Source organism: Selenomonas sp. (assembly GCF_057272215.1).
Genome location: NZ_DBHIUY010000005.1, coordinates 77,802 through 89,463, shown reverse-complemented (window position 1 = coordinate 89,463; position 11,662 = coordinate 77,802). Strand labels below are relative to the sequence as shown.

The following is an 11,662-nucleotide window of genomic DNA, read 5'->3' as shown; positions in this document are numbered from 1 at the left end:
GCATCGCGTCTCTTCTAAAACTTGCCGGATATAGCCCTCGCGCAAGAATCGTTGATATTCGCCACAAATAAAGAAAAATTTTTTTCTCCAGCAAATTACTTTTCTTTACAAAACCACTGCCACAAAAACTAAGAATACAAAATATGTTCTATACGTAATGATAGCACAAATGCCCCCCCCCCGCAAGACATTAACACCGCTGTAATAAAACTCATCGCAGCGATTCGCAGCCATCGCCTCCAATAGAAACTTGCCCGACGCATCCGTCCTATAAAAAAGCAATCTCATCTTGCGATAACAGATCCTGCATACTTCATATAGTATCACATATACACCCTGTCTGCAAGACATTCCCCTTTTTTTCTAGGACTTGCAGGCCGACAGCAAAATTTCCGTCCATCCGAGCATCCCGCCCGCGTCAAGAGCAACAAGCGCCGCCGTCTCATGCCGCATCCGCTGTAACAAAAGGGACACAAGCCAACGCTCATGCCCCTTGCGCATCCTATTTTCTACACCTGCACAATCTTGCTGAAATCTGCGGCTTCGCGCAGGAGATCGTCGATGCCCCGCAAAAGCGCGAGACGGTTCCGGCGAACATTTTTGTCGTCCGCCATGACCATGACGGCATCGAAAAATGCGTTGATCGGCTCGGCGAGATCCTTGAAGTCGTCAATCGCGCCGACATAGTCGTGCGCTTCGATCAAGCTCTCCGCCGCACTTTTGGCAGAAGTGTAGGCTTTCATCAGTTCCTTTTCTTCTTCCGTTTCAAAAAGCGCCGCATCGATGTCCGCCGTCCCATCCGCTTTCGCCGCGAGGTTCGCCACGCGCACAAAAGCCTGCACGGCAACCGCCGTATCGGGCGCGGCAAGCTGCTCGGCGACCGCGTTGGCTCTGAGCAGCACGCGGCGCAGATCGTCGATATCGCCGAGTACAGCATCGGCGACATCGTAACGCACGCCTTCTTCAGCGAGGACATTTTTCAAGCGCAGGCGCATGAAATCGGCGACATCCGACTGCATCTTCTCACGCGCCCTGTCATCTGCAATCTTGAGCAAATCCATCGTCCATGTGACGAGATCGCGCAGGGAAACGGCGACGCCCGCCTCGATGACGCTGCGCACCACGCCGAGCGCCTGTCGGCGCAATGCGAAGGGATCCTGCGATCCCGTCGGAATAAGTCCGCGGCTGAACGTCGCAACGATGTTGTCCATCTTATCCGCAAGGCTCACGACGAGTCCGGCGCACGTCTTTGGCTGCAGATCGCCGGAAAAGCGCGGCATATAGTGCTCATCAATGGCGACAGCGACATCCTCGCCCTCGCCGTCAAGACGCGCATACTCCTTGCCCATGACGCCCTGCAGCTCTGTGAACTCCGTGACCATCCCCGTGACGAGATCCGCTTTGGAAAGACGCGCTGCACGCTCCGCCGCTTTTTTCTCGGCGGCGTCTGCACCGATGGCATCGGCGATCTTGCCCGCGAGCTTTTCCAAGCGCAGCGACTTGTCGTAGACCGTGCCAAGCCCTTCTTGAAACACGACGGTCTTGAGCTTTTCCGCATGTTCTTCGAGACGCTTCTTTCTGTCCTCATCAAAGAAGAACTGCGCATCGGCGAGACGTGCGCGCAGCACGCGCTCGTTGCCATGCTGCACCGTCGCCAAATGCTCTTTGCCGCCGTTTCGCACCGTGAGGAAGAGCGGCAGAAGTCTGCCGTCCGCCGCTTTCACAGGGAAGTAGCGCTGATGATCGCGCATCGGTGTGATGACGGCGTCGGGCGGCAGCGCAAGATACTTGTCCTCAAAGCTGCCCGCGAGTACCGTCGGATATTCGACGAGGTACAGCACCTCTTCCAGGAGATCCGGCGTGATCTCCGCCGTGCCGCCATGCGCTTTCGCCGTCTCGGCAAGCCCCTTTTCGATCATCGCCTTCCGACGCGCAGAATCGACGATGACAAAAGCCTGTTCACAGGCATCTTCGTAATGCGCAGCGTCTTTGATCGTGAAATCCCCCGTGCTGAGGAAGCGATGTCCGCGCGATGTATTGCCGCTCTTGACACACGCCAGTTCGAAGGGAACGACCGTCTCACCGTAGAGCGCGACGAGCCAGCGCAAAGGACGGATGAAGCGAAAGTCGAGATCGCCCCACCGCATACTGTTCGGCAGAGAAAGACCGCATACGAGGTCAGGCAGCATTTTTTCCAGCACCTTTTCCGTGCGTTCGCCCGCTTCCTCGACAAGCGCGTAGACGTAGCCGTCGCGCACCGTAAGCTCTTGTGCAGAAAGACCCTGCCCGCGGGCGAAGCCTTCTGCCGCTTTCGTCGGCTTGCCCAGAGCATCGAACGCCACCTGTACGGACGGACCGCGCTTCTCCTCCGCGACATCCTCCTGCTTTTCCGCCAAGCCTTCGACGATGAGCGCAAGGCGGCGCGGCGTGCCGAGCGTCCGAATCGCGCCGTGTGCAAGGCGCAGCTCCTTGAGCGCTTTTTCGGCATTTTCGCCCAACTCCTTGAGCATCCCCGGCATCGCGTGCGCCGGAATTTCCTCCGTGCCGATTTCCAACAACAAATCCTTGCTCATGCCCTCGCCCCCTTTTTCAGCATCGGATAGCCCAGCTCCTCGCGCTGCTTCAAATAGCACTGCGCGCAGAGCCGCGCGAGCCTTCTCACGCGCCCGATGAATGCCGTGCGCTCCGAGACGCTGATCGCTCCGCGTGCATCAAGCAAATTGAACGCATGTGAGCATTTCAAGACATAATCATACGCAGGGTGGACACGACCAAGCTCGATGACGCGCACAGCCTCTTTCTCGTACTTATCGAAGAGATCAAAGAGCAGCGCTTCATCCGACAGATCGAAAGAATACGCCGACTGCTCAACCTCGTTCTGGTGAAAAACATCGCCGTAAGTATAATCCGCCGTCCACTGAATGTCAAAGACATTCTCCACGCCTTGAATATACATGGCAAGCCGCTCCAGCCCATAGGTGATCTCCGACGACACGGGCTTGACGTCCACGCTGCCGACCTGCTGGAAGTAAGTGAACTGCGTGATCTCCATACCGTCGAGCCAGACTTCCCAGCCAAGTCCCCAAGCACCCAAAGTCGGCGACTCCCAGTTGTCCTCGACAAAACGAATATCATGCTGCTTCGGATCGATGCCAAGGCTCTCAAGACTTTGCAGATAAAGCTCCTGAATATTGTCGGGCGACGGCTTCATGATGACCTGAAATTGATGATGCTGATACAAACGATTGGGATTATCGCCATAGCGCCCGTCCGCCGGACGGCGCGAAGGCTCGACATAAGCCACGTTCCAAGGCTCCGGACCCAAGACGCGCAAAAAGGTTGAAGGATTCATCGTACCTGCGCCCTTCTCCACATCATACGGCTGCGCCAAGATACAGCCCTGCTCGCTCCAGAACTTCTGCAAAGCGAGGATGATCTCCTGAAACTTCAAACTGAACAACTCCTTATCTCGCGAACGGCTCTGCTTCATCGCGCCGCACGCTTTTCTGAAGGTATATGCGTTTTCAGTCTAGCAAAAACCCACAGGCTTGTCAACGACGCGGAACAGGGCTGTGCATAAGTCATTTCAGACTCATGCACAGCCCTGTTTTATTTATGGAAGATTTTCTCGCACACCTTTCTTCCCGTCAGAAGCTCCAGCGAAGCCCTGCGTCGATGCGCCAATCGGTCTTGATGTCGCCGCCGAAGGTCTTCTCGAAGTCGCCGTAGAGGCTCGTCCTGTCATTGAGTTTGACGGTGCCGCCAAGCTGGATGCCGAGCCAAGTGTCCTTGCCATCCTGCTTCGTGTACTTTGTCGGATTGCCCGTGACTTTCCATGTCGTGTCCATATCTCCTGCGAACTCGTGATAGAGCGACGCCTTGAGGAACCATGTGCTGCGCTTCGTTTCCTGCCCCATGGCGATGCCGAGCCGACCGATGACACTCGTCAGACCGCTTTGATCGACTTGGAGCGTACCATGTCCGTTCGATGTCATCTCGTAGCTTGCGCCATTCAGGTGTCCGAACGTCATTTCGATCTGTGGTTCATAGTAGTAACCATTGTCTTTATGGAAACGTCTGCCATATTCGGCAGATACAGACTCGCCCCACGTATGATAATCGCCCTGAGCTGTCACGTTGCCCCATGCATTCGATACACTGAAATCGTTCGCCATGCGGCCGACCTTCGCAATGACATCGACGTATTCACCGCTCTTGCCCGTCCATGTGCCATAGACAGCGAGGTTGCCCGCCTTGTTGTCGCCGCTTCCCGTCGCATAGCTTGAACTTCCCTTCATATAGCTGCCCGCGACGCCGACACGCCAATCCTTGCCTGCCTTCCAGTCATAACCAACTTGGATCGTCGTGTAGTCCATGCGGAAGTTCGCCTTGTCCTTGTCACTCGATGTCTTGCCGCGATAGAAATGCACCCATGCCCCCATGTTCTCAGGAGAGAGCCGCAGATCTCCCATGCGTTTCATGACATCGTTCATCTCGTTGCGCCATACCATCGCCGTGGAGGTCATCGCACCCTTCGTACTCTGCATAACCATCGTTTCATAGTCGCCGTAGCCGATCTGCTGTTCTGCTACGGATGCCGCCTTGCCCGAGGAGTCAAAGAGGACATTGCCGAATGCGGTGGCGCTCGATCCGGTCAAAGATTCCATCGTCGCCAAGTTGACATTGAGGTTTTTGATGCGATAGCCTTGACGTTCCTTGCCTTCGGCATCTTTATAGGTGTTGCCCTTGACGATGCCTTCACTTCCGACGTCTGCCTGTACGGTCTGGTTGTATAACGAAAGGAGTGCATTCTGGTTGCGCTCTTTTTTCGCTTTTTGCTCTTCTGCCGTTCCTGTGCGTGCATCTTCTAAGGTCATACCGACTGCAGAGAGCGTGAGCTTATTCGTCTGTGCAGCATCGACTTTTTTGAAGATCAGCTTGCCGTTGTTCGCCGTGATTGTGCCGTCGCTGTTTTTCGTCGCCTGCTTGAGCACGTTGATGGTGCCGGAGATTTCTTCCGCCTGCACCTTGGCGTCAGAACCGAGGAAGAGTCTGCCGCCCGTATTTGATGAGAGTTTCTTGACGGCAATGTCGGCTGCACCCGCATTCTTCAACATAGCATTGCCAAGAGAAAGTTTGTCAAAACTCATGCCCGCCGTTGCGGCGTCCAGCGTCGTTTCCTTCGTGACTTCAGCTTCTTTAACGGCTGCCGTACCACTGCCTACCTTTTGGATCGTGCCGCCCGACATCGTGAGCTTATCCGTACGGATATTGCCATCGGCTGCCAGCTTCAAGCTGCCGTTTGCAGCGAGCGCACCTGCCGTGAGGGTGGCGCCGGTTTGCGCTGTGACTGTCGAGCCGCTGCCCGTGTTCAAGGTATCGACCTTGAGCTCCTTGCCGTCCGGCGCTTTGACTAAGGAATTTTCTCCGACCGTCAAGAGCTTGACCTTGGATGCACCCGTGAATTCCACATTTGCCGCTTTGCCCAGAATCAACTCCGTCGTGGCTAATGTCGCTGCTTTTGGCGAACGCAGACCGGATACTCCCGCCGTATCGGCAGGACCGTTGATCGTTCCGCGGAAAGAGGATCCCGTGCCCGACAGATCAATGCGGACGCTGCCGCCGAGGTTTAAGACGTTGCCGGCAAACGAGGATCCGTCACCCTTCATATTCATCGTCAGGCTGCCTCCGCCACTCTGCGAGAGGTTGCCCGCGAACGTGCTCTTGGCATTGCCGCCGTCGAGCGTCACCTTGCCGCCGTCGTTCTGCAGATCTCCATTGAGCGTCAGCCCTGCGGCTTCGACGTTCACGGCAGAGCCGCTCGCGGCAGAGAGAACGCCCCTGCCATTGAGTGTGACGCGTTTGTCGCTTGTGAGATCGATCTTATGATCCTTTGCCGCCTCGATCGCCCAATCTGCCGCTTCAACGGTGAGATTTGCGCCCTGCGCCTTGATGGTGATGTCCTTCTTCGATGCTGCATTGGTGATGCCGCTGCCTGCTGCCGGATGGATCTTCGTATCCTTCGTGAAGCCGTACTTACCGTCGTGAATGACGCCGCCTCGTGCATAAGGACGGTCTGCACCTTTTTTCGTCTCTCCGTCCCAATCGCCGGTGATCGGAGATGTGAAGTCTGTTGCCTGCTGTGTTTCCGGCACTTCCCATTTCACATTATAGATATAGGCGCCTTGCCCATTCTCCGTATTGAAAGGTTTGCCTTGGAAATCCGTACCGTCCGCAGCATCCGATGTCTTACCGAAAGTCGTAATTTCTTTCGAAATGTGCGCACCGGATCCGATCAGTCCTTCGCCGATCTCAACATACGCCTTGAGATGCGTCGGCTGCGTGGCATAGTTCTCATAATAGAGTTTATTCGCCAAGCCATTGAGCGTAGCATGAATAAGATTTTCATCAATGAGCTTCGTTGATGTGAAATCATAGCCCGTGCTATCCGTACGCAGGTGGATTTCACTGCCCATCGCCGCCGATGCAATCGTGAGTTTTCCACCAACAATCGTCGGCACTTTAGCTTGCTCCCCATCACGATCAACACCATCAGCAATCGTATGACCATACCAGAATACGCTGTTGCCGCTGTAGTTCGCTATCCGTGTATCACCACTCGAACGCATATCGACGATGCTGCCTGCCGTACCTGCGAACGTCTGAAGTGCGCTCGCTCCCGTATTCGTCCAACGCGCTACACCTCCAAGCGCGAGACTGCTCGTACCGCTGCCGCGAATGGCGCCGCTGTATGTACTGCCCGTCCCCTTCAAACTGAGCGTGAGCGTGCCGCTGTTGTCGATGTCTCCGGCAAGATTGCTCTTTCTTTCCTTATCGTCGAGCGTCAGCGCACCTGCATTCTGCACCGCGCCCTTGATGTCGAACGCACCCTTGAGAGCCGTCTTCGAGCCGGCTGCCGTGCGGATGACATGCGATCCCGTCGTCTCCATGACGGTCTTGCCGCCGCTAAGTGCAATATCGCTTCCTGCACCGGCATCGAGAGCTGCATCGCTGGCTTGGACAGAGAGCGTCTTGCCTTCTGATACAGCGGCAAGAATCTTATTGGCAGAGGTGCCTTTGATACCGTTCGCACCTGTGATCGTCGTATCCTTGGAGAACGTGTACTCGCCTTCCTCCATTACGCCACCCGTCACATAGGCGGTATCTGTCGTTTGATTTCCTGTGATCGGCGTCGTAAACGAAGTGACCGTTTGATTGAGAACCGCCGGTGTATAGATATATCCCCCTTGGCCCGTGCTGTGGTCAAACGTAATATTTTCCAGACGCAGACTCGCACTCGACCCTGTAAGACCGTCGGCGATCATGACTCTCCCTGTCAATGTGTTTTCCCCTGACTTGAAAGCCGTATACCACAGCTTCTTCGCCAAGGCGTTGAGCGTCGCACTGACCAGATTCTTCTTACGGGTGACGGTGGATGTCACGTCAAGTGAATCATTATCTGTAACGAGCGTGATCTCACTGCCAGCATCTGCATGTCCGATGGTGAGATCCCCGCCTTTGATCGTCGGCGTCTGTCCGTCGACCGTATGCCTATAGAATACCTTGAGATGACCACTGTACTGATCAATCGTGATGGGTTTCGCATCCCTCTGGAAGATCATCCCTGCATGCCCTGCCGTGCCGCCGACAAGCTTCGAAACATGGCTGCCCTGCCAACTCGATGAAGCTACAGAAAGCTGCTCATTTTTCCAAGAGGCGCCGTTCTGCAGCCAAAGGTTGAAATTCCCTGCCTTGACCGTAGCCGTATCCTCGTAGAGCGAAGCGCCATGCCACGAAGAGTCATTTGTCGTCAGTGCAACATTGAGCGTTCCCTTCGGCGCACTTCCAGCAGCGCCTGTGACATATACATCGCCATAGAGATTCGTCTTTCGCGTACCAGCGGTACCGTCAGTCTGCATATTGATATGAACCGTGCCAGCATTTTGCTTGACCAGTCGGAATTGATAGGATGGTCCTGCCTCAATTGCCGAGAGACTTCCTCCCGCTATACGGATGGTTCCCCCTTTGCCTTGCCCCGACTCATCATAAACGCTAAGAACAGTTCCTTTAACATCTCGAATATCAGCATCACCGGTTACAGTAATTGACGAACCCTCGCCATGGGCATCCAATGCCGAAACACGACTGCCATCTCCATCCAAATTTTCTTGGAGCGAATGAATCGTAAGCGTCCCGTCAATCTCCACCTTACTGTTTGCGCCTTCTGTTCGGATACCTGTCACTTCACGACCTTCTGACGTCACCTGCTCCACTACGACAGGTCCTTGGAGCTTGAGTGATGAATTCTCTGCCAGATAGATGCCATGCGCCGCAGTAGAACTCTCATTATTTGCCTTAATGGTCAATTCCTTGCCGGCAGCATTTTGAACCTCTACAGCAGCATTCGGGCGCAGCATGACGCCGCTCGCAGCCTTATCCTTGCTCAAGACCTCCAAATTCAAGGAATGACCATTCATGTTCACAATCATAGGATTGCCCGCGTTGTACGAGGTATTCCCTGCATAGAGTGCAGAAACATGCATATTGCCATGATCGTCCGCCGCATTAGCTTCTTCAGATACCGCCGTAAAATCCTTCGTCAAAATTTTTGCAGCACGGATAGCAGTCACTGGACGCGGCTCAGGGCGAGGTGTATACGTATAATCCGCTCTGCCGCCATTCGCTGTGTCGTAATGAATGCCGCCCCAAATGAGACGGTCTTGGGATGAAGTAGTCAATCCTTCGCCGATACGAACCTTAAGTTTCAGATTATCTGCATGAGCAGCGGCATCTTCGAACCAGAACTTGTTGACCAAGGACTTGACGAGCGCATCCGTAATATTCATATCCACATCAGAGGCATTCCCCTTCCAGTTCCACGCCCCTTTTGCTGCGGTCCACAGTGTAATCTCACTTCCTGCCTTTGCTTTTTTGACATGGATCTCAGCCCCTTTGGCAGCGACATGCAAACGATTGGTGTCGGGATCCTGTGTCACTACATTATCATACAGGAAATGCGTCTTGCCTTCGAAGGAGTTTATATTGACCTTATCTGTATCCTGCGTCGCCGTCAAATCAACGAGAGCTTCACTGTCGTAGCCGCCACCATCATACTCAGGACCTTTTAAATTCGCTATATGACTGCTTCCGGTGACCTTCCAGAGAGATTTCTGCGTCATATTGAGATTGAAATCTGAGTTTGTCCCCGTCTTTCCCGTCCATGTTGCTCTGTCATAGCCCAACCAAAGATTGACCGTACCTTCGTTCTCAAGATAATCTCCTGTCCATGAAGACCCCGTTCCATAGAGACCAAGATGAATGACTCCTTGCCCCCCCATGCCGCTTGTGCTCAAATTCCCTTCAACAACGGTTTTTTTATCGTCAGCTCCCGTAACATTCCCCGCAGAATCCTTCCTTACATTGACATAAACATGTCCGATTTTTCCAAACTGATCCCCTGCAGAATGAATCGCATACGTGCCTGCGCCCGTCGCACGTATCGTACCGCCGCCTTTCATGTTGATAATTGCACCCGTGCTGTTGACCGCTTCCTTGCTGCCTATTCCGTCTGCTTCGATATCCACTGCCCCATTGATATCGATGCTGGATTGCACGCCATGCCTGCTGTTGATTGCTTTCACTACCGCCGCCTTAGCGGCATTATCGGAACGTGCCCGCAATTTGAGCGTTTTCCCTTCATGGGCTTGAATGGAAATCTTTCCTCCGCCTGCAGCAAATAAAGCGGCACTATTCTTCCCAGCGGTACTTACGCTCTCAATATCCATATTCCCAGCATTATTGATCACTACTGTACTGTCTTTTCCTGTAGCGCCAATGCCCGTCGCATGATCATTCTTATTGATTCGGACAGCGAGATCATGCCCTGCCATATCAATCTGGAGGGGCTTCGTCGTATTCGTATTGGATATGGCAGCATAGGTCTTACCGCCGTATCCACCGTCTGAAATCTGTTTCCCGCTCGTTGTGATCGTCGTCTTATCCTTTGTGAATACGTAACTACCGTCGTCGCGACGCACAAAGTCGTCCTTATACTCAGTGTCCTCTGCTTCAATGTTGGTGATCGGCGTCGTAAAATTCTCTTTCGACTGCTTCTGTTCCCGGTAACTGCCATCTCCCGTGGTGCCGTCGAACGTAATATCGCCTTTCCATTGGGCGCTTGAGCTGATCAATCCCTCATTGATCTCCGCCGTTCCTTTTAGATTCTGCTTACCATTTTTGAAGTCCGTATACTGCAGCTTGTTGGCTAGAGCATTCAATACATCAGCCTGATTGGCGGCTGTGATATTCGGGCTTGGCGCCGTGCTGAAAACGACATGGGAGTTCGGCTCAGCCTCAGTGATAGTCACCTTGCCTCCGTTAATCGTCGTCGGCGTTGTCGCATCGTGCTCGAAGAGGAATCGCGTATTGCCGCTGTAGGAATCGATCGTGATATCCTTCATTCCCTGCTGTACCACGCCGACGTCTGCAGGAGCCATAGATGTACCGCCCGTCAGCTTATTCAAATGCGAACCCGTAAACGCCGTATTCGCTGCAAGATCTCCCGACTGCACCTCATGGATCCATTTGCCGCCCTTCATCAAGGTCAGATTCATTTCACCGCCTTTCCTGTAAACAGCCCCCTTCCAATGTGATGCTGCTGAAGTGAAAGAAGCGTTGATAATGCCGCTTTCCTCCGTCCACATATTGCCGACGACCGTGAAATCACGATCCCGGCTCTCATTGAGAGAGATCGTCCCCTTGATTCCATGGACTGCATAATACTTTTTCGTATTCGTAGAATCGGCTGCAGCGACAATCTTCCCACCTTTGATGGAAATTTTACCGTCCTCATCCTCTCCATTGTCACCGCCGCGGTCTAACCGAACCGCATCTCCCTTGACGCCGGCGATATCGACCTCATCTGCCGTAATCTTCGCATCTCCTCCATTCAGATCGAGGCCGACAGTGTACTTGTCCTCTTCGGCGGCAACGTCACGCATAGTGAGCTTTTTAAACGTCACATCCGCGCGCGTTCCTGCATAAACGCCATAAACAGAACCATAATCTCCTGTACGCTTGTTAACGACGGATGTAATTTCCACGGGCGTTTCAAAAGTAACCGTGGCGCTGCCATGTTGCTGCACCATTGGCGACTCCACCCAGATAGCAGACGCAACCGTGCTGGCAGCGTCATTCTCCACCGTTGCACTGAGAACAAGCTTACCGCCCCCTGCACTGTCCTTCACCGTCAACTTGTTCTCAGGACCTGCAAAGATTGTAGTAACCGCTGAAGCAGGTCCCGGCGGCTGCTTAGATGTCACGCCGAGTGTCCATGTATGTCCCTTCAAATCAATCGTAAAATCTTGAAATGCGTGTTTATTATTATTAATTTTATGATGATAATTCGTCAGAGCCGCAAATTTTTTGGGGATGCTATATAAACCCTCCATAAAGTTATCCTTCGTGAGATTCCTCGTTTCATCCTGCGTCAGTGTATAGACTCCACCGGTTGCATCCGCATCCTTTGCCGTAATCGTACCATTCGTATCGGCACTTGCCGTCGAACCATAGAGGAGTCCCATCAAAACCAACGCAGTCAAGCGCATGTGATTCTTCTTCCCAAAATATGTCTTCATCTTTCTTCCTCCTTAAAACATTTGAC

General features: G+C 53.6%; 3 protein-coding genes. All 3 read right to left on the bottom strand.

Going from position 1 to position 11,662, the window contains the following annotated elements:
• Positions 1 to 509: 509 nt before the first annotated feature.
• Positions 510 to 2,573 carry a glycine--tRNA ligase subunit beta gene (glyS, locus tag ACO5Z0_RS05855; RefSeq protein WP_485649544.1) on the bottom strand — a complete coding sequence of 688 codons (2,064 nt, stop codon included), beginning with the start codon at positions 2,571 to 2,573 and terminating at the stop codon, positions 510 to 512.
• The gene (glyQ, locus tag ACO5Z0_RS05850) at positions 2,570 to 3,451 is read right to left on the bottom strand and encodes a glycine--tRNA ligase subunit alpha (RefSeq protein WP_442676612.1); all 882 of its coding nucleotides are present in this window, start codon (positions 3,449 to 3,451) and stop codon (positions 2,570 to 2,572) included. The genes glyS and glyQ overlap by 4 nt, the downstream gene beginning before the upstream one ends.
• Before the next feature lie 196 nt (positions 3,452 to 3,647).
• Positions 3,648 to 11,636 carry an autotransporter outer membrane beta-barrel domain-containing protein gene (locus tag ACO5Z0_RS05845; protein WP_485649543.1) on the bottom strand — a complete coding sequence of 2,663 codons (7,989 nt, stop codon included), beginning with the start codon at positions 11,634 to 11,636 and terminating at the stop codon, positions 3,648 to 3,650.
• Positions 11,637 to 11,662: the final 26 nt, after the last annotated feature.

Coding starts and splice junctions, on each gene's coding strand:
- ACO5Z0_RS05845 (WP_485649543.1), bottom strand. CDS start 11,636: ATGAAGACATATTTTGGGAAGAAGAATCACATGCGCTTGACTGCGTTG.
- glyS (WP_485649544.1), bottom strand. CDS start 2,573: ATGAGCAAGGATTTGTTGTTGGAAATCGGCACGGAGGAAATTCCGGCG.